The sequence below is a fragment of the Photobacterium sp. ABD4_091 genome, assembly GCF_056160145.1.
The window spans coordinates 2,214,141-2,234,180 of the sequence record NZ_JBSWWQ010000001.1 but is presented as its reverse complement, the minus strand read 5'-3'; the positions used below and the strand labels follow the sequence as shown (position 1 = coordinate 2,234,180).

The 20,040-nt window shown below is 51.1% G+C and carries 15 protein-coding genes; 4 read left to right on the top strand and 11 right to left on the bottom strand.

All coding sequences use genetic code 11. The annotated features are described in order from the left end of the window. Positions 1-68 precede the first annotated feature (68 nt). The 5 genes from ACXAGQ_RS10310 to purL all read right to left on the bottom strand — a co-directional run bounded on the left by ACXAGQ_RS10310 (position 69) and on the right by purL (position 6,767). Complete coding sequence (locus tag ACXAGQ_RS10310) at positions 69-542, bottom strand: Dps family protein (protein WP_475253763.1); 474 nt, start codon at positions 540-542, stop codon at positions 69-71. Between the two features lie 442 nt (positions 543-984). After that, a complete protein-coding gene (glnB, locus tag ACXAGQ_RS10305) occupies positions 985-1,323 on the bottom strand; it encodes a nitrogen regulatory protein P-II (RefSeq protein ID WP_107301208.1) in 339 nt (112 codons plus the stop codon). Between the two features lie 117 nt (positions 1,324-1,440). Then, positions 1,441-1,845: a hypothetical protein gene (locus ACXAGQ_RS10300; protein ID WP_475253761.1), complete on the bottom strand. Its 405-nt coding sequence runs from the start codon at positions 1,843-1,845 to the stop codon at positions 1,441-1,443. 157 nt (positions 1,846-2,002) lie between these two features. Continuing rightward, positions 2,003-2,680, bottom strand: a complete 678-nt coding sequence (locus tag ACXAGQ_RS10295) for an HAD family hydrolase (RefSeq protein WP_475253759.1) — start codon at positions 2,678-2,680, stop codon at positions 2,003-2,005. A 175-nt stretch (positions 2,681-2,855) separates the two neighbouring features. Further along, positions 2,856-6,767, bottom strand: coding sequence for a phosphoribosylformylglycinamidine synthase (purL, locus tag ACXAGQ_RS10290; protein WP_475253758.1), 3,912 nt, complete (start codon positions 6,765-6,767; stop codon positions 2,856-2,858). A gap of 385 nt (positions 6,768-7,152) precedes the next feature. Here purL and mltF point away from each other — a divergent pair, with 385 nt between their 5' ends. Both mltF and ACXAGQ_RS10280 read left to right on the top strand, forming a co-directional pair. Beyond that, positions 7,153-8,676, top strand: coding sequence for a membrane-bound lytic murein transglycosylase MltF (mltF, locus tag ACXAGQ_RS10285; protein WP_475254718.1), 1,524 nt, complete (start codon positions 7,153-7,155; stop codon positions 8,674-8,676). Positions 8,677-8,849: 173 nt separating this feature from the next. Then, on the top strand, positions 8,850-8,999 hold the full coding sequence (locus tag ACXAGQ_RS10280) for a hypothetical protein (RefSeq protein WP_475253756.1): 150 nt from the start codon (positions 8,850-8,852) through the stop codon (positions 8,997-8,999). Positions 9,000-9,033: 34 nt separating this feature from the next. Here the strand turns inward: ACXAGQ_RS10280 and tadA are convergent, their stop codons facing one another. Both tadA and ACXAGQ_RS10270 read right to left on the bottom strand, forming a co-directional pair. After that, complete coding sequence (tadA, locus tag ACXAGQ_RS10275) at positions 9,034-9,582, bottom strand: tRNA adenosine(34) deaminase TadA (protein WP_475253755.1); 549 nt, start codon at positions 9,580-9,582, stop codon at positions 9,034-9,036. A 65-nt stretch (positions 9,583-9,647) separates the two neighbouring features. Further along, positions 9,648-10,517, bottom strand: a complete 870-nt coding sequence (locus tag ACXAGQ_RS10270; protein ID WP_475253753.1) for a LysR family transcriptional regulator — start codon at positions 10,515-10,517, stop codon at positions 9,648-9,650. A 205-nt stretch (positions 10,518-10,722) separates the two neighbouring features. Here ACXAGQ_RS10270 and ACXAGQ_RS10265 point away from each other — a divergent pair, with 205 nt between their 5' ends. Next, positions 10,723-11,853 carry an S-(hydroxymethyl)glutathione dehydrogenase/class III alcohol dehydrogenase gene (locus ACXAGQ_RS10265; RefSeq protein ID WP_475253751.1) on the top strand — a complete coding sequence of 377 codons (1,131 nt, stop codon included), beginning with the start codon at positions 10,723-10,725 and terminating at the stop codon, positions 11,851-11,853. A gap of 57 nt (positions 11,854-11,910) precedes the next feature. After that, positions 11,911-12,753, top strand: a complete 843-nt coding sequence (gene fghA / locus ACXAGQ_RS10260; RefSeq protein ID WP_475253749.1) for an S-formylglutathione hydrolase — start codon at positions 11,911-11,913, stop codon at positions 12,751-12,753. 73 nt (positions 12,754-12,826) lie between these two features. Here fghA and ACXAGQ_RS10255 read toward each other — a convergent pair whose 3' ends face one another. The 4 genes from ACXAGQ_RS10255 to guaB all read right to left on the bottom strand — a co-directional run bounded on the left by ACXAGQ_RS10255 (position 12,827) and on the right by guaB (position 20,010). Beyond that, positions 12,827-14,383, bottom strand: a complete 1,557-nt coding sequence (locus tag ACXAGQ_RS10255; protein WP_475253747.1) for an AbgT family transporter — start codon at positions 14,381-14,383, stop codon at positions 12,827-12,829. A 402-nt stretch (positions 14,384-14,785) separates the two neighbouring features. Beyond that, complete coding sequence (locus tag ACXAGQ_RS10250) at positions 14,786-16,345, bottom strand: AbgT family transporter (protein WP_475253745.1); 1,560 nt, start codon at positions 16,343-16,345, stop codon at positions 14,786-14,788. 503 nt (positions 16,346-16,848) lie between these two features. Next, positions 16,849-18,432: a glutamine-hydrolyzing GMP synthase gene (gene guaA, locus ACXAGQ_RS10245; protein ID WP_475253743.1), complete on the bottom strand. Its 1,584-nt coding sequence runs from the start codon at positions 18,430-18,432 to the stop codon at positions 16,849-16,851. 114 nt (positions 18,433-18,546) lie between these two features. Continuing rightward, the gene (gene guaB, locus ACXAGQ_RS10240; RefSeq protein WP_475253741.1) at positions 18,547-20,010 is read right to left on the bottom strand and encodes an IMP dehydrogenase; all 1,464 of its coding nucleotides are present in this window, start codon (positions 20,008-20,010) and stop codon (positions 18,547-18,549) included. Positions 20,011-20,040: the final 30 nt, after the last annotated feature.

Sequence of the window (20,040 nt, the reverse complement as noted above, 5' to 3'; positions counted from 1 at the left end):
AACATAAAAAAGAGGCCGCTCCCTGCGACCTCTTTTTTTGTGCCTAATTCCCGTTGGTATTGCAATGCTTAGTGGTTATAAGCGGTAAGCATCCACATCAACTTCTCTTGCTCGCGGATGTAGTCACCCATGATCGCGGCAGTACCTTCGTCATCGGCTTCACCAGCCAGGGCAAGAATACTACGCTGCATACCCAGCACTGTTTGGAACCCCTGTTGCAGGCCGCCAACACATTCATCACCTGTATGTGCGTTAAGGTGCTCTTTGATTTCGCTCACTTCTAGGTAGTGGCTGAAGCTGTGCGTTGGTGTCGCCCCAAGTGTTAATACACGCTCAGCAAGCTCATCGATTTTCACCTGCAGGTCGGTATAAACCTCTTCGAATTTCACATGCAGCTCAAAGAACTCTTTACCCTTGATGTTCCAGTGGTAACCGCGCGTGTTCATGTACAGTACCTGATAGTTCGCCAGCAGTTTGTTGAGTTCAACCGCTAACTCTTCAGACTTAACGCTATCCAGACCAATCATATTGTGTGTCGACATAATCATTTCCCCCTTGGTTTGCATCAATAATACGGGCGGAGATAACCTGGCTCCATTCGTATCGATTTATACATTCGATAGATAAAACCTATTGATTTGGGGTGCTGGGGTGCTGGGGTGCTGGGGTGCTGGGGTGCTGGGGTGCTGGGGTGCTGGGGTGCTGGGGTGCTGGGGTGCTGCAAAATGTTGAAAAGGCCATTAAGCATCAAGCGATTTCTTTGCTTTTTGATCTTCCGAGGTCCAAGGACCCGCTCTTCCTAGGGCCACTCTGGTTAAGGTGTTTCATTCTCTGGCTAAGAGGGAGCGCGGAGTTTGAATTGAGCAATTGAGATGAGGGCAAAGGGATTTCGCTCAAGAACGCAGAGGGAGCGCGGAGTTTATACGCATAAATGAGCACTCCCGATAAAGTTATTGAGCGAAATAACGCAGCTATCATCTTAATTTAGATAGCGTCTTCGTCTTCCTCACCAGTCCTGATACGCACCACGCGATCCACATCGAACATGAAGATCTTGCCGTCACCGATCTTACCAGTTTGGGCGGTTTCGATGATGGTGTCGACGCACTGGTCGGCCACTTCATCGGCGACGACGATTTCGAGCTTCACTTTTGGCAGGAAGTCGACCATGTACTCGGCGCCGCGGTAGAGTTCGGTGTGGCCTTTCTGGCGACCGAAACCTTTGACTTCTGAGACCGTCATACCGGTGATACCGACATCGGCTAGTGCTTCGCGGACATCATCAAGCTTGAATGGCTTGATGATAGCTTCAATTTTTTTCATTCTCATCATCCTTTGCTGAGCAAGGTAGCGCTGGCAGAGGCTTTTGGGGAAACTGCCAACGACCTGTTTAATTTAAGCTGAAGTATATCAAAAGCCTGCTGCTGAAAGATCAGCGTTTCAGTATTTTTCTACCGAGAAGATGACATCATTGTCCATCATTTTCAGCAGCAGCAGGACGGCAAAAAGCAATACGCTACTGTTGAGGAAAAAGACGGTCATGCCACGAAACTCGGGGGCGACTAACTGCGGCAGGTAGGGGATCAGGCTGTAGTTGAAAAACATGGTGATCGCGGGAATAAAAAAGTACAGCGGGATGAATCCCCAGCGGTTACCTCGGCTGAGTCCGAGCACGGCACCGATACCGGAAAGTAGGACCAAGATAGCGATATAGCTCGGCACGATACCGACCTGATTCAAGCTGAAGATCAGGGCGAAACTATCGGCATATCTTACCAGGCATATCATTACTAGCACTGCGAGGCCCTTGGCAGCCAGGCGCAGTCCACGACGTGTTACATCCATTATTGTCTCTCTTCCATGAGGTAATGACAGACTGGGAAAAAATAAGCGCATATTCTATGCGGGTATTTTAACCAGTACAACAATTATTCAATTTATTCTTGAGTTCGTTCTCCTCCTTTTGTTTAGACCTTGGTTTGGCAATAGGTTCCCTCCCTTGCTAGTAGTGTACGGTGACGAGATCCACCAGCCCCTCAAGGCTCCGCACCACCCGGGTCGACACCTTAGTATCGAGCTTGTACCGATTGAGCCATACCGCCTTGAACCCCAGTTCATTCGCCGCTGTCGCATCATTGAGCGGGTGATTGCCGATATACCAGCATTCAGCGGCCGACTTACCGGATAACTTCAATGCATGCTGGAAAATTTTTGGGTCAGGCTTGGCTGCCCCAACTTGTTCCGAGATCACCAGATACGAGAAAAATTCCCGGATCCCTGTCGCCCTGAGCTTGGCTTCTTGGTGATAAGTAAAGCCATTGGTGATAATGGCAAGCGGGGCGACATTGCGCAGCTTCTCCAGCGCTGGCTGGACATCGGGAAACAAGCGCCAGTATTGGCGGTAATTGGCGTAGTACTCTGCAATCAGCTCGTCCGCCAGATCTTCACTGAGCGGGCGGCGGAACAAGGCACTGATCCTAGCCCGGCGCAGCCCTTCGAAGTTGAGCTTCCCTTCCCGCCACTGCTGGCGCTTTTCGTCAGTAATTGCCCGCCACACCGCCTCGATGCCGTCTGGGCAGTCAATAATTTCATCTTGGTAACGCTTGGCGAAATCACGAATGGCATCTTGTTCCGCGCCATCATGATCAAGCAGGGTATTGTCGAGATCGAAGAAAATCATTGCACCTCCAGCAGCCACTAAGGGGTATGCCCCATTGATTATTCACCAGATGGATAACTTCAGCTTAATCATAGTCTTGCATTTGTTGCTACTTTTATTTCCTAAAAATGATACAGATAATAAAAAACCGCTCACTGGGAGCGGTTTTTTTCATCAATATTAAGCGATTAGCTTATTAGCCGATATTCACGCGAGCATTGCGGAACATGCGCATCCATGGGCTGTTCTCGCTCCAGTCATCTGGGTGCCAAGAGTTAGCCACGGTACGGAACACACGCTCTGGGTGAGGCATCATGATAGTCACACGACCATCTTGCGTTGTCAGACCGGTGATAGCGTTTGGCGAACCGTTCGGGTTGTTCGGGTACTGCTGGGTTGGGTTACCGTGGTTGTCCACGTAACGTACCGCAACCGTACCAGATGCTTCAATCGCTGCCAGGTGGTCGGCATCACGTACTTCGACGCGACCTTCACCGTGAGATACTGCGATTGGCATGCGAGAACCTTCCATACCATTGAAGAACACAGAATCAGACTTCTGTACTTCAACCAGGCTGAAACGCGCTTCGAAGCGCTCAGATTCGTTACGAACAAAACGCGGCCACAGGTCAGCACCCGGGATCAGCTCTTTCAGGTTCGATAGCATCTGACAGCCGTTACATACACCTAGCGAGAAGGTATTGTCACGGTTGAAGAAAGCCTGGAACTGCTCGCGAGCCTGGCCATTGAACAGGATAGACTTCGCCCAACCTTCACCGGCACCCAGTACGTCACCGTAAGAGAAACCACCACACGCTACTAGGCCGTGGTACTCATCCAGTACCGCTTGGCCTGTCAGGATGTCGCTCATGTGGATGTCTGTTGCTTCAAAGCCAGCACGGTCAAAAGCAGCCGCCATTTCAACATGAGAGTTTACGCCCTGCTCACGCAGAATAGCCATCTTAGGCTTAGCACCCGTGTTTACCATAGAAGCGGCAATGTATGGTGCAGCTACGTCTTCGTTGATATCGAAGCTTAGCTTGGTGTTAAGGCCTGGGTCAGTGTTGTCTTTCTTCGCTTCGAATTCTTGGTCGGCACACGCTGGGTTGTCACGAAGGCCCTGCATCTTATGCGTAGTTTCAGCCCAGATAGTACGAAGCTCGGTACGAGAGCGCTCAACTAGCACAGCATCACCTGAAGTGATAGCAATGCTGTCAGAAGCTTCAACGCTACCGATAACGTGCGAGCAAGCTTCTAGGCCATTTGCTGCCAGTACCGCTTTAACCGCTTCAAGGTCGTCGTTCTTCACCTGAACAACCGCACCTAGCTCTTCGTTAAATAGCGCAGCAAGAGCATCAGCGCCTAGACCAGCAATGTCTGCTTTCACACCGCAGTGGCCGGCAAACGCCATTTCAGCAAGCGTTACGAATAAGCCACCATCGCCTTTATCGTGGTAAGCCACCAGCTTGTCGTCACGAACTAGCGTTTGCATTGCATCAAAGAAGCCTTTTAGCTGCTCTGCGTTGTCAACGTCAGCCGGCTTGTCACCTAGTTGCTTGTAAACCTGCGCCAGTGCCGTTGCACCCAGGCGGTTTTTCCCGTTACCTAGGTCAACAAGAAGCAGAGAAGACTCGCCTTTGTCAGTGCGAAGCTGAGGTGTCACCGTCTTGCGTACATCTTCAACACGGCCGAACGCAGTGATGATCAATGAAAGCGGAGAAGTGACTTCTTTGTTTTCGCCGTTCTCTTCCCACTTGGTCTTCATCGACATGGAGTCTTTACCAACTGGGATAGTCAGGCCAAGCGCCGGACACAGCTCTTCACCGACAGCTTTAACGGCTTCGTAAAGGCCAGCATCTTCACCTGGGTGGCCCGCAGGGGACATCCAGTTAGCAGATAGCTTGATACGCTTGATATCACCAATATCAGTACCGGCAATGTTAGTTAGCGACTCACCCACAGCAAGGCGTGCTGAAGCGCCGAAGTCTAGCAATGCAACCGGTGTACGCTCACCCATCGACATGGCTTCGCCGTGGTAAGAGTCGTAGCTTGCTGCGGTTACTGCACAGTTCGCTACAGGTACCTGCCAAGGGCCAACCATCTGGTCGCGCGCCACAAGGCCTGTTACCGTACGGTCACCGATAGTGATCAGGAACGTCTTCTCTGCAACCGTTGGCAGGCGAAGGACGCGGTCAACCGCATCGTTCATTTCAATGCCTTCACGCACAATCGCAGGGCTGTCTACTTTCAGCGTTTTCGCTTCACGGTGCATCTTCGGCGTTTTACCAAGCAGGATATCCATCGGCATATCGATTGGCGTATTGTCGAAGTGTGAGTCTTCAAGTTTCAGTTCACGCTCTTCCGTGGCAATACCCACGACTGCATATGGTGCACGCTCACGCTTACAGATCGCATCGAATGCCGCCATGTTTTCCGGAGCAACCGCCATCACGTAGCGCTCTTGCGATTCGTTACACCAGATTTCCAGCGGGCTCATGCCCGGCTCGTCGTTAGGTACATCACGCAGCTGGAAGATACCGCCACGCTCACCGTCGTCGACAAGCTCTGGCAATGCATTAGAGATACCGCCCGCGCCCACATCGTGGATAAACGCGATTGGGTTGTCGTCGCCTAGCTGCCAGCAACGGTCGATCACTTCCTGGCAGCGGCGCTCCATTTCTGGGTTCTCACGCTGTACAGAAGCAAAGTCCAGGTCTTCTGCCGACTGGCCTGATGCCATTGACGATGCCGCACCGCCACCAAGGCCGATGTTCATCGCAGGGCCACCCAGAACGATTAGGCTTGCGCCTACTGGGATCTCTTTTTTCTGCACATGCTCGTCGCGGATGTTACCCATACCACCAGCAATCATGATTGGCTTGTGGTAGCCACGTACTTCTTCGCCCGCATGTGACGTCACTTTTTCTTCGTAAGTACGGAAGTAGCCAAGAAGGTTCGGACGGCCGAATTCGTTGTTGAATGCCGCTCCGCCTAGTGGGCCTTCCAGCATGATATCCAGCGCATTAACAATGCGGCCTGGCTTGCCGAAATCTGTTTCCCATGGCTGCTCGAAACCTGGAATACGCAGGTTAGAGGTTGTGAAACCAACAAGACCAGCTTTTGGCTTACCGCCAATACCTGTTGCGCCTTCGTCACGGATTTCACCACCAGAACCTGTCGAGGCACCCGGCCACGGCGAAATCGCAGTTGGGTGGTTGTGCGTCTCAACCTTCATCAGGATGTGCGCATCTTCGTTGTGGTAGTTGTACTGGCGAGTCTCTGGGTCTGGGAAGAAACGGCCAACCTTCGAACCTGTCATTACCGCTGCGTTATCTTTATAAGCAGACAGTACATGGTCAGGTGTCGTTTCGAAGGTGTTCTTGATCATTTTGAACAGGGATTTTTCCTGCTTAACACCGTCGATTGTCCAATCTGCGTTGAAGATCTTGTGACGACAATGCTCAGAGTTCGCCTGGGCAAACATCATCAGTTCGATATCTGTTGGGTTACGCTCAAGCTTAGTCACAAAGCTTTCTAGCAGGTAATCAATCTCGTCTTCGGCCAGTGCAAGACCGAGTGTTACGTTTGCTTCTTCAAGTGCTTTACGGCCACCAGACAGAAGATCAACATCGGCAACTGGCGCCGGCTCTGCCACTTGGAACAGCGCAGCGGCTGAATCGAATTCAGTGAAGACAACTTCCATCATGCGATCGTGGATCAGGCCTTTCAGCTCTGTCACTTGCAACGCAGACAATTCAGTAGACGTTTCGATGTAGTAAGCCGTACCGCGCTCAAGACGCTTAACCTGAGCCAAAGCACAGTTGTGGGCGATATCAGTAGACTTTGATGACCATGGGGAGATTGTACCCGGACGCGGGGTAACCAGTAGCAGTAGGCCTGATGGCTCGTGCTCTGCAATCGTAGGGCCGTAAGTTAGCAAGCTTGCCAGCTTTTCTTGCTCTTCGGCACTCAATGGCGCAGACAAATCTGCAAAGTGCATGAACTCAGCATAAATACCTGACACAGGCAGATCCAATTCGCGGCAACGCTCTAGTAGCTTATTAACGCGAAACTCAGACAGTGCGGGTGAACCACGCAAAATTTCCATGTGCTTACGTCTCTCGATTAGCAGTTTAATGAAGGTGATATTGGCCTAATTCCCGGAGCCCTCCGGGCAAATTACGTCAATGCCACCTCGCTTACCCGACCCTAGGTGAGGCGAAGTGCTCATGATGGGGCGTAGTATAAGGGAATTTTTTTTGTGACGTAACACCTGACGCAACCGTTTGCGTGTTTTTTTTTCAATCAGCACCAAAAACATTGAGATATCGCTCTCCCTTCTCCGGCCAATCACATTTATTTACGATTTCAGGTTTAAGAAATGCGTATTGCCGCAGCAAACCCGCCGTCAAAGCGCTGTGATTATTTTGCGGTTCGGTCAAGCTTTGGTATAAAGGACGTCCTAATTTTACCAAGGGCGTACTTCGTTGAGCATTCTTCGACCGAAATCAAGTATCAAACATTTCATTGCCTTACTATTGAGCGTTTTTGTCCTCAATGGCTGCCTGTGGCAAGAAGAGCCCCAGTCCGATCTTGAGCGGATCCGCGAGGAAGGTGTACTGCGGGTGGGTACGCTCAACAACCAGCTGTCTTACTATATCGGTAACGAAGGCCCAACCGGCTTGGACTACGAACTGGCACGGCGCTTTGCCGACAAGCTTGGCGTCAAACTGGAAATGAAGGCCATGTTTACCCTGTCTGGGCTATTCCCGGGCCTGGAGCGAGGCGATGTCGATATCCTTGCCGCCGGGCTGACCATGACCGATGAACGCCTGGCCCAGTTCCGCGCCGCACCGGCTTATTACTACGCCAGCCAGAAAGTGGTCTATAAAAAGGGCCAATGGCGCCCACGCAGCATTGAAGACCTGGCCGAGAACAAAGGTACCCTGGCGGTCGTCAGCGGCTCTAGCCACGAGAAAACCCTGCAAGCACTCAAGCTAGAACACCCAACCCTTGAATGGCAGTCGGTGGAAGAAATCGACAGCGATGAGCTGTTGCGCCAAGTGGCAGTCGGCGAGCTCGACTACACCCTCGCTGACTCGGTGGATATCGCCCTCAACCAGCGCATCCTGCCGGATGTCACGACCGCGCTGGAGCTGACCGAAGATGAACCGATCGCCTGGTTCGTTAACCAGAACAACGACGATAGCCTGTATGCACTGCTGATCGAGTTCTTCGGTGAAGTCCAGCAGAGTGGTGAGCTCGCCAAGCTGGAAGAGAAATACCTAGGCCATGTCGACAAATTTGATTATGTCGATACCCGCGCCTTCCTGCGTGCAGTCGAAGGCAAGCTGCCGAAGTGGGAAGGGTTGTTCAAGCAATATGCCAACGAATTCGACTGGCGCCTGATTGCCGCCTTGTCTTATCAGGAATCCCACTGGAACCCTCGTGCAGTTTCACCAACGGGGGTACGCGGTATGATGATGCTTACCCTGCCGACCGCGCGTTCGGTGGGCGTGAAGAACCGGCTTGATCCGGAGCAGAGCATCCGCGGCGGTACCGAGTACCTGCGCAAAATGATCAACCGCATCCCGGACAGCATCGAAGAGCACGAAAAAGTGTGGTTTGCCCTTGCCTCCTACAACGTCGGCTTCGGCCATATGATGGATGCGCGCCGCCTGACCCAGTCGCAGGGCGGCAACCCCGATGCCTGGAGTGATGTTAAGCAACGCCTGCCGCTGCTGCGCCAGCGCAAGTTCTACAAGCAGACCCGCTATGGTTATGCCCGCGGTGACGAGGCCTTGCACTATGTGGAAAATATCCGCCGTTACTACCAGAGCATCATCGGTTACGAGCAAACCCACAGCCAAGAGCCGCAGCTTGAAGATATCGAGCTGATAGACGGGCTGCATACTATTACCCCGACTCCTGAAGCCCTGGCGCAACAGCTACCAGCCAGTGCAGAGCCCCAGCTAGAGCCAGAAAGTGTCACCCCGAACAAAACCGCCAGTAATTAACGCCCTCCCCCTGCCCTAGCAGGGGGAGCTTGCTCACACCTTCCTATTCTTGTTTGCAAGAAATGATCGCAAAGCGTGACCGCTATCGTTAGATATATAGTGGAGTTAAGAGATACTCACTCTACAGGTACGATTTCCAGCGTGAACCGAGCAATTCTAAAGGAGGAGGCTCTATGCACTTTTCAAAGAAAAAAACGATCAGCAATATGCGTAAACGGATGGCATCTGCAGCCACCCGCAGAAAACGGCTCAGCGCCAACATCCGCAAAAAAATCCTTTGGCGCCAGCGCAGCTACGTTCTCAACAGTACAGCAGGGATATAATTTCCCTTTGCTGCTTCGCTGGGAGGAGTGAGTTTCAGGATGGCTTCTCTTCAGCTTGCTGCAAAGCTTGCTGGCGGGCTTTCTTTTCCGCCTTTTTCTCGGCACGGCGGCGCTTGAAAAATGCCTGCAACTGCTGGCGGCACTCGTCGGCCAACACACCGGATTCAATCGCGACATGGTGGTTAACCTGCTCATAGCTGAGCAAGTTCATGATGCTGCCCGCGGCTCCGGTTTTTAAATCATGGGCACCAAAAACCACTTTGCCAATTCGGCTATGAACCATCGCACCGGCACACATCGGGCATGGCTCAAGAGTGACATACAAGGTGGCGTCTATCAGGCGATAGTTCTGCAACACCTGGCCAGCTTGGCGCAAGGCCATGATCTCGGCATGGGCGGTAGCATCGTGCTGGGTGATCGAGCGGTTCCAGCCTTCGCCAACAACCTGCCCCTGGTACACCACTACCGCACCAACCGGCACCTCACCTGCCTCTTCCGCCCGGGCGGCAAGCTCCATGGCACGGCGCATAAAATCTTCGTCGCTGTATTCCGGAAGGACTGGTGTTGTGGATGGCTCGGTCATGGAACATTTTCTCGCTATGGCTTAAGGCCGCTGATTATACCCAAATGCTTGCAGGATGCGAGGCGCTAGGACAAAGACTGGGCCAAGAAATCCACCAGCAGGCGTACCTTGGGTGAGAGGTGGCGGTTATGGGGATACAACGCCCAGATGCCCTCTTCCGGCTCGCGGAATGTATCAAGTACCGTCACCAGATCCCCTTTCGCCAAATCATCACTGATGTAATAGTCCGGAAGCTGAACCAAGCCCAGTCCTTTGAGGGCTGCATCACGCAATGCATGGCCGCTGGCACAATGCAGGTTGCCGTCCACCTTGATGCTGCGCTCTTTGCCCGCCTCCTGGAAGCGCCAGTGGTCATAGTTGCCCACCAGGCAATTATGGTGGCGAAGCTCAGAAAGCGAATGGGGCACACCATACTTTTCCAAGTATGCTGGTGAAGCACAGACATACTGGATGCGGCTGGCCAGCCGCTTGGCCATCATGGTTGAACTACTGAGCTTACCGAGGCGAATAGCCAAGTCATAGCCGCCTTCGACCAAATCCACCGTCTGGTTGGTCAGGTTCATTGCCACATCCACCTCAGGGTACTGCTGCATGAAATCCACCACCAGGGGCATGATGTACTGCTCACCATAGGTCACTGGTGCTGTCAGCTTCAGGCTCCCCTGCGGGGTATCCCGCCGATCACTGATCGCCCGCTCGGCCTCTTCCAGCCCATCCATCAGGCGGCGGCAATGCTGGTAATAAATGGTTCCCTCTTCTGTCAGCGACACCTTGCGGGTAGTCCGGTAGAACAACTTGGTATTGAGCCGGTTTTCCAGCGCACTGACCTGGCGGCTTACCTGGGCTGTTGAAATACCAAGCTGCTTGGAAGCTGCAGTGAAGCTTTCCGCCTCCGCCACCGCCACAAACTCACTGACGCCTTCCCACAAAAACATATCGCACCATTATTACCTGACAGAAAAAGTTATTTGCATTATAGAGTAATTATCATCAACGAAGAAATAAATAATAATAAGCCCATCACAACAAGGCAGCAAAGCAATCAATCACTGCGTCTTAGTTAAAAATCTCTTCTACTGTTAAATCAGCAGTAGGAACAGCAAAGGGCTTAGAGCCCACTTATCATAAGAGAGAATTTAAATGTCTGAGCAATTTATCAAATCCAAAGCGGCTATTGCATGGGGGCCTAACCAGCCACTTTCTGTTGAAGAAGTTGATGTGATGCTGCCGAAAAAAGGCGAAGTTCTGGTCCGCATCATCGCAACCGGTGTTTGTCACACGGATGCCTTCACCCTATCTGGTGATGATCCAGAAGGGATCTTCCCGGCAATCCTTGGCCACGAAGGCGGCGGCATTGTTGAAATGGTCGGCGAAGGCGTGACCAGTGTTGAAGTGGGCGATCACGTAATTCCCCTTTACACCCCAGAATGTGGCGAATGCAAATTCTGTAAATCAGGCAAAACCAACCTGTGCCAGAAGATCCGTGAAACCCAAGGTAAAGGCCTGATGCCAGACGGCACTACCCGTTTCTACAAAGATGGCCAGCCAATCTTCCATTATATGGGCTGCTCGACTTTCTCTGAGTACACCGTACTGCCTGAAATCTCACTGGCGAAAGTGAACAAAGAAGCTCCTCTGGAAGAAGTTTGCCTATTAGGCTGTGGTGTCACCACCGGTATGGGTGCCGTCCTAAAAACAGCCAAAGTACAAAAAGGCGATACCGTCGCGGTATTTGGTTTGGGCGGCATTGGCTTGTCTGCCATCATCGGCGCAACCATGGCCGGTGCCAGCCGCATCATCGGTGTGGATATCAACGAGAGCAAATACGCCCTAGCCAAAGAGCTTGGTGCGACTGATTGCATCAACCCAAATGACTACGACAAGCCTATCCAGGAAGTGATTGTCGAAATGACCGACGGCGGCGTGGACTTCTCGTTCGAATGTATCGGTAACGTCAACGTGATGCGCTCAGCACTTGAGTGCTGCCACAAAGGCTGGGGTGAGTCGGTGATCATCGGTGTTGCCGGTGCCGGCCAGGAAATCTCTACCCGCCCGTTCCAGTTGGTAACAGGCCGAGTATGGCGCGGCTCTGCATTCGGTGGGGTAAAAGGCCGCTCTGAGCTGCCTGAAATTGTTGAGCGTTACATGGCAGGAGAATTCAAGCTGGATGACTTCATCACCCATACCATGGGACTGGATGCCATCAACGAAGCCTTTGACCTGATGCATGAAGGCAAGAGCATCCGCTCTGTTATCCACTACGACAAGTAAAACGCATAGCTAGGCTCCTTCGGGAGCCTAGCCACGTTGGCAACGAAAGAGACACTAATGACTATTGAAAACGTAAGCTGGAACAAAAGCTTTGGCGGCTGGCACAAACAATATACCCATCATTCGTCTGTGCTGAACTGCGACATGCGCTTCGCGATTTTCCTGCCGCCGCAAATCGCCCAGGGAACCAAAGTGCCAGTGCTTTACTGGCTGTCAGGTTTAACCTGCACTGACGAGAATTTCATGCAAAAAGCCGGGGCGCAGCGATTGGCAGCCGAGCTTGGCATTGCCATCGTCGCCCCAGATACCAGCCCGCGCGGTGAAGGGGTTCCGGACGATCCGGAAGGCGCGTATGACTTCGGCCTAGGTGCTGGCTTCTACGTCAATGCCACCCAGGCACCATGGAACCGCCATTACCAAATGTATGATTATGTGGTCAATGAATTGCCAGCATTGATCGAAGAGCATTTCCCGGTCAGCAACAAGCGGGCAATCAGCGGCCATTCAATGGGCGGCCACGGTGCCTTGATGATTGCCCTGCGCAACCCATCACGCTATAGCTCGGTATCGGCATTTAGCCCGATCAGCAACCCGGTCAACTGCCCTTGGGGTGAAAAAGCACTGGGTGGCTACCTCGGTGAAGACCGAACCAACTGGCTGCAGTACGACACTACCGAGCTGTTAAAGCAAAACCAGCAACCGGTACCGGCGCTGGTAGACCAAGGCGATCAGGACAGCTTCCTGGATGAGCAGCTCAAGCCGGGCGTACTGGCAGAAGCAGCCCGGGGCGTTGACTACCCGCTAGAGCTGCGTATGCAGGAAGGCTATGACCATAGCTATTACTTCATCGCCAGCTTTATCGAGGATCACCTGCGCTTCCATGCCCAGCATTTATTGTAAGTAAGCCTTTATGAGTGACCATAAAAAACCCCGCATAAAGCGGGGTTTTGTTTAACTAAAGGGTCAGCTGCCGTTAGAAGCCTAGTGGAATGTTGAAGGCAAAGAACGCAACCAGTACCGAAGTCCACACCGTCAGGAATGCGACCGAGTAAGGCACCATCATCGCAATCACGTCACCGAACGATAGCTCAGGCTTGTATTTACGCATGAAGGCCAGAATAACACCCGCGTAGCTCATCATTGGTGTGATGATGTTGGTGGAAGAATCCGCTACACGGTAAGCCGCTGTCACAAGATCCGGGGTCATGTTCGGGTTTACCTGGTACAGCATAGGTACGAAGATCGGACCTAGCAGCATCCACTTCGATGTCATGCCGCCCACGAACAGGTTGATAACCGCAGTGGTCAGGATGAAACCGATGATCAGCAGGATTGGAAACTCTTGTAGGCCTAGTGCACTCAGGAAAGTCGCACCTAGGTAAGTGACATAGGTACCCAGACCAGAGAAGCCAAGCAGTGCCAGGAAGTTGTAACAGAAGAATGTCAGTACCAAGATGTAACCCATGGTGTTCATCTGCGTAACCATCGCCTTCACCACATCCTGCAGTGATTTGAACTTACCAGTTGCCACACCGAAGAAGATACCAACAACTGCAAACACCATTGCAATCAGCAGGATCACGTTGTCTAGGTACGGCGTTACTTCACGGCCTGCTTCATTGGTGTAGGTCGCCAGTGGCCCCATTGCCAAGCCAACGACAGCAGCCAGCGCAATGATAAGGCCAAGACCTGCGGCACGAAGACCTTTGTTTTCTGCGTCCGTTACCTGGAAGTCATTCAGGTTAAGATCTTCCGGTAGCTGGTATGACATTTTCTCAAGGCGAGGCGCAACAAAACGAGTCGTTACCCATGCACCTAAGCCTGCCAGCAGGAACGTTGATGTGAAGATAAAGAAGTAGTGCATGGTCGCAGGGTTGATTGGCTCACCCGCCGCGGTTTCAAACGGAATACCTTGTGACTCAGCAAAGATACGCGCGTTGGCACCCAGAATAACGTCAACCGGGGTAGCAGGGATCAAGTTGGCACTGAAACCGGCCGATACACCGGCGAACGCTGCCGCCATACCAATTAATGGGTTCTTGCCTAGACCTGCGTAAAGAAGACCTGCAAGAGGGATAAGGATCAGGTAGCCCGCATCCGTTGCAATTGAGCTCATGATACCAAGGAAGATAACCAATAGCGGCAGGTAGCGATCATTGATGCGCAGGCCAACTTTCTTGATGACAGCCGAAAGCAAACCTGAGTTTTCCGCAATACCAACACCCAGCATCACAATCAGGATCACGCCCAGTACACCACCGCCGAACGACAGCCAGTTGGTCAGCAGTGCATTGTCGAACATCCAGCGGACATTTTCTGTCGCCATCATGTTTTTGATGGTGTGGGTAACAGAACCGCCATCTGCACCTGTGATATCAAACTGCAGGCCACCAATGGCTGCGGTCAGAACTAGGCAGAATACAAACAGTGACATGAAGATGATCACTGGATCAGGGATTTTTTTACCGGCACGTTCGATGAACGCGATAATGCCTTTCTGCGAAGGCGGGCTAGAAATGGTCTCACTCATAATCGTACTTCCTTAATACACCGATTGAGTTTTTGATGTTGTGTTTTACATAAAAACTAACAAATCATTTCAACTGAGTAAAACCACTAAAGATGTTTAAAATTAGATTAATTAACCACTGATAACAACCAAAAAAGCATAAAACTTCATTCAGCAACCATTAAGTAACAATCAAATCTCGTACTATTGAGTTAGTACAGCATTAAAATTTTGCAAAATTAAATTTCAATTAATGCAATATAATCAGAATTAACAATCAGACAACAGTTAATTATTAATAACACCAATACAAACCCACCTTTTGACAACATTTAATCCCGATAGCGCATAACAAAAGCTTGCTTTACTAGCATAAAAAAGCCCCGCAGTGCGGGGCTTCAATATCATTGGGAGCTTCAGGTCTTACATGCTGTAAGTGTAAGGTGCCTGGATACCTAGTGGGATACCGATTGCCCAGTAGACCAGTAGGAAGATAGTCCAGCCAATCAGCATTGCAATCGAGTAAGGCATCATCATAGAAGCCAGAGAGCCAATACCAGAGCTCTTCACGTAGCGCTGCATGTAAACAACAACCAGTGGGAAGAACACCATCATTGGAGAAATGATGTTAGATACTGAGTCACCAACACGGTAAGCCGCCTGAGTCAGCTCAGGAGAGATACCCACAGCCATTAGCATCGGAACCATGATTGGACCGATCAGGGCCCACTTCGCAGAAGCCGAGCCAACAAGCAGGTTAACGAAAGCCGTTAGCAGGATCATACCGACGATAGTCACCTGGCCCGGTAGGTTCATTGCTTGTAGGAACTGAGCACCAGAAAGCGCAAGCAGTGTACCTAGGTTCGACTGGGTGAAAGCAACCAGGAACTGAGCAATGAAGAACGCCATAACCATGAAGCTACCCATGCTGCTCATTGTCGCAGACATAGACTTGATCACGTCATCGCTTGCCTTGAACGTACCTGCAATGCGGCCGTAAACCACACCAGGGATCACGAACAGGATGAAGATAAGCGGTACGATAGACTGCATCACTGGTGCGTTAAAGGCAGTGATTTCACCAGTAGGCGAACGCAGTGGTGACGTTTCAGGGATCAGGGCAACAACCAAAGCTGCAATACCTGCCATCATCGCCCAACCAGCGCGAGAGAACGCCTTACTTTCTAGCTCGGTGAAAGACCCCATGTCCGGTGCTTCTTCAGCATCGTCATCGATAGCTGTCTGAGACAGGCGCGGTTCGATGATACGGTCAGTGATATACCAGCCGATGCTCACGATTAGCAGTGAAGACAGGCCAGTGAAGAATAGATTTGAAAGTGGGTTAACAACATATTCAGGGTCAAGAATTTGTGCTGCTTCCTGAGTGAAGCCAGCCAATAGAGGGTCGATACCTGAAGGGATGAAGTTTGCTGCGAAACCACCGGATACACCCGCAAACGCTGCTGCGATACCCGCTAGAGGGTGACGGCCTGCGGCGTGGAAGATGATACCGCCTAGTGGGATAACCAGAACGTAGCCCGCATCAGCAGCGGTGTGCGATACGATAGCAACCAAGATCAACACAGGTGTGATGAATTTAGCTGGTGTAACATTCAGCATCTTCTTAAGGCCAGTGTTGATGAAGCCAGACGCTTCTGCAACACCAACACCCAGCATTGCTACCAGAACAATACCCAAAGGTGCAAAGCCTGTGAAGTTTGTCACCATGGTCGCAAGGAAGTTTGCGAACGCCTCGCCAGTCAGCAGGTTGTTAACTTCTACTGCTTGGCCAGATACCGGGTGAATTAAACCAAATTCGAACTGAGAGAAAACTGCAGACAGAACCCATACAAGGATCAATCCCCAGAAGAAAAGCAAAGCAGGATCCGGGATCTTGTTACCTGTTCGCTCAATAAAGTTAAGAAACTTATTCATCGCGCTCGGCGATTCATTAGGCGTCTTATTGACAGCTTGATTGCTCATGGGAACTCCATGGTCATTAGTGATGTTGTAAATTTGCGGCGTTAGAATGTCGTTTTATCGCCGTCAATCCGATTTTTCTGCAACAGAAAAAGCTTGTGGCGAATTGTAATGAAAAGTTCAAATAAAAACGCACGAACCACCACGTATTCGGGAATATAAACAATACCATATTGTAATGAAATATTAACGCAAAACATTACACTAACAAGCACATTACAAGCCCGATCCCAAAGCACAACAATACTTTCATTTATATAAATTATTTCCAGCACTGCCCTCTAACAGCCCATAAGCTATCAATGCCTCCCCCCCGGTAATGCTGAAAGCAAACAAATACCAGCTGAAGATACAATATATTCCTGCCCCACAACACTTGGTATTTGGCCCACCTTCGAAAAGCAACATTCCGCTACACATCACTACAGTGTAGCCAAAAAAAAGAAGCACCCGAGGGTGCTTCTTATTGTCCTTTTACCTAAGCGAACTTAGTATTGCCGTTAGGGTTATTCCCACTCGATCGTTGCTGGCGGCTTGCCAGATACGTCGTAAACAACACGAGAGATGCCGTCTACTTCGTTGATGATGCGGTTGGAAACTTTACCCAGGAAGTCATATGGCAGGTGTGCCCAATGCGCGGTCATAAAGTCGATAGTCTCTACCGCACGCAGTGATACAACCCAGTCGTACTTACGACCGTCACCCATTACACCTACAGAGCGAACCGGCAGGAATACAGTGAATGCCTGAGAAACCTTATGGTAAAGATCCGCTTTGTGCAGTTCTTCAATGAAGATAGCATCAGCACGGCGCAGCAAATCACAGTACTCTTTCTTCACTTCACCCAGTACACGTACACCTAGGCCTGGACCTGGGAACGGGTGGCGGTAAAGCATGTTGTAAGGCAGGCCAAGCTCAAGACCAATCTTACGCACTTCATCTTTGAACAGCTCTTTTAGCGGCTCAACCAGACCCATTTCCATATCATCTGGCAGACCACCAACGTTGTGGTGAGACTTGATAACGTGCGCTTTGCCCGTCTTAGAGGCCGCAGATTCAATCACATCTGGGTAGATAGTACCCTGTGCCAGCCACTTCGCGTTTGACAGCTTTTTCGACTCTTCGTCGAATACATCAACAAATACATGGCCGATGATCTTACGCTTGGCTTCTGGCTCTGCTTCACCCGCTAGCGCATCCAAGAAACGATCTTCTGCTTTAACGTGAACAATCTTCAGGCCAAAGTGGTCACCGAACATTTCCATTACCTGCTCACCTTCGTTCAGGCGAAGCAGACCGTTATCAACGAATACACAGGTTAGTTTGTCGCCGATCGCACGGTGGATAAGCATCGCAACAACAGATGAGTCAACACCGCCAGATAGGCCAAGGATCACTTCATCGTCACCCACCTGCTCTTTGATACGGGCAACCGCATCGTCGATGATGTTGGCAGACGTCCATAGCTTCTCACAGCCACAGATGTTTAGAACGAAGTTCTCGATGATACGCATGCCCTGGCGAGTGTGCGTCACTTCTGGGTGGAACTGCACGCCGTAAAAGCGCTTTTCTTCGTTGGCCATGGCCGCGTAAGGACAGGTCTCGGTTTCAGCAACCTTCACGAAGTCAGACGGGATCTCGACCACTTTGTCACCGTGGCTCATCCATACGTCTAGCAGCGCTTTACCATCATCAGCAATCGCATCTTCGATATTCTTAAAGAAAGCAGTTGGCTCAACCACTTTCACCTGAGCATAACCAAACTCACGCTCTGTAGAGCCAGCAACTTTACCACCTAGCTGCTCGGCCATTGTCTGCATACCGTAGCAAACACCGAATACTGGCACACCGGCTTCGAACACATATTGCGGTGCGCGAGGTGAACCTTCTTCGGTCACACTTTCCGGGCCACCAGAAAGGATGATGCCGTTAGGGTTGAAATCGCGAATATCCGCTTCATCAACGTCCCAGCTCCATAGCTCACAGTAAACGCCAATTTCACGGATGCGACGTGCAATAAGCTGGGTGTACTGAGAACCAAAGTCCAGGATCAGGATACGCTGGTCATGAATATTTGTGGTCGTGGTCATTCGAGCTGTCTCAAAAAATAATTGAAAGGTGGGGGCATAAAAACGCCCCCGATCTTATACAAGTTTCGCGTTTAGGCAAACGTTTTCGTCAGTTGCTGGTGCAGCTGATGAAAATTAACCCAAGCGGTAGTTAGGTGCTTCTTTAGTGATCGTCACGTCATGTACGTGAGACTCATTCAAGCCGGCACCTGAAATGCGAACGAATTCAGCTTTGGTACGTAGCGCTTCGATAGTCGCAGAACCTGTTAGGCCCATGCTTGAGCGCAAGCCGCCCATTTGCTGGTGAACGATCTCTTTCATGTGGCCTTTGTAAGCAACACGGCCTTCGATACCTTCAGGAACCAGCTTGTCAGCCGCGTTGTCAGTCTGGAAGTAACGGTCAGAAGAACCTTTAGACATAGCGCCCAGAGAGCCCATACCACGGTAAGATTTGTAGGCACGGCCTTGGTACAATTCAACTTCACCCGGTGCTTCTTCAGTACCTGCGAACATTGAACCAACCATCACACAAGAGGCGCCAGCAGCAATTGCTTTACACATGTCGCCAGAGAAGCGGATACCGCCGTCAGCAATAACAGGGATGCCGTATTGGTCTGCAACAGCTACAGCATCAGCAATCGCAGTAACCTGAGGAACACCAACACCGGTTACGATGCGGGTAGTACAGATTGAACCTGGGCCGATACCGACTTTCACCGTACTTACACCGGCTTCGATAAGAGCACGCGCACCTTCAGCCGTTGCTACGTTACCGCCTACGATTGGTAGGTCAGGGAACGCTTCGCGAGTTTCGCGGATACGTGCCAGCACACCTTCAGAGTGGCCATGAGAAGAGTCGATAAGCAGTACGTCAACACCCGCTTCAACTAGGGCTGCAACACGTTCTTCGTTACCAGCGCCAGCACCAACGGCTGCACCTACACGAAGACGGCCACGCTCATCTTTACAAGCGTTAGGCTTACGCTCTGCTTTCTGGAAGTCTTTAGCAGTGATCATACCGCGAAGCTGGAAGTCATCGTTGACTAACAGTACTTTTTCAACACGGTACTGCTGCATAATAGCTTCAACTTCTTCGCGTGATGCGCCCTCTTTGGCCGATGCCAACTTATCTTTTGGCGTCATCACTTCTTCAACCTTTAGAGAAAGGTCAGTAACAAAACGAACATCGCGGCCTGTGATAATACCAACAAGCTCGTTGGTATCAGAAACAACAGGGTAACCGGCAAAACCGTTCTCGATAGTCAGGCGCTTCACGTCTTCAATCGTGTTGTAAGGCTTCACGGTTACAGGCTCAGAAACCACACCGGCTTCGAATTTTTTCACCATGCGAACTTCATTGGCTTGCTGCTCAATAGACATGTTCTTGTGGATGAAGCCAATGCCGCCTTCCTGGGCAAGGGCAATCGCCAGGCGACCTTCTGTCACGGTATCCATTGACGCAGACACCATAGGGATGTTCAGCGTAATGTCTTTCGTCAGGCGGGTGCGCAGATCGGCAGTGTTAGGCAGTACGGTTGAATGGGCTGGAACCAGCAGGACATCATCGAAAGTCAAAGCTTCTTGTTTGATTCGTAACATTGCAATATCTCACACCAAGTAAAGGTTTAA